General features: G+C 50.7%; 1 protein-coding gene. It reads right to left on the bottom strand.

All coding sequences use genetic code 11. The features are described from left to right. Window positions 1–199 precede the first annotated feature (199 nt). Window positions 200–379: hypothetical protein (locus GHO03_RS25425; RefSeq protein WP_218574337.1), on the bottom strand; the 180-nt coding region annotated here is incomplete at its 5' end.

Raw genomic sequence — 379 nt, 5'->3', positions numbered from 1 at the left:
TGCCCACGGAGCAGGACCGGAGCGAGGGAACCTGAGCGCAGCGAAGGCCGTACGATGGGGCGAGGACCTTTTGGTTCCTTTTGGGTCCTTCCAAAAGGGACTCGACGTAAGGTCGAAACCATAGTCTCAGTTAGACACAAATGCCGGATATGTACTCAACGTATCAGTTAAACAAACAAGATCAAGCAGGCCTCAACCGTCACGCAGCAATTGACAAACCTGTACGAAAAATCCCGAAAAACGTGAGCTGGCAGTCTCTGGAGAGACTCTGTTGCAGGCTCGCTCCCACAGTTGCAGTGATTCTGTAGATACTCTGTTGCAGGTCAAGCTTTCGATAGGTGTTTTTCATCGAAAAGCTTGGCCGTATCAAAAGGCTCAC

Origin of the sequence: Pseudomonas sp. FSL R10-1339, from assembly GCF_009600545.1 — a bacterium.
Lineage (GTDB): Bacteria > Pseudomonadota > Gammaproteobacteria > Pseudomonadales > Pseudomonadaceae > Aquipseudomonas > Aquipseudomonas bubulae.
This window is presented reverse-complemented; position numbering and strand designations above follow the sequence as displayed.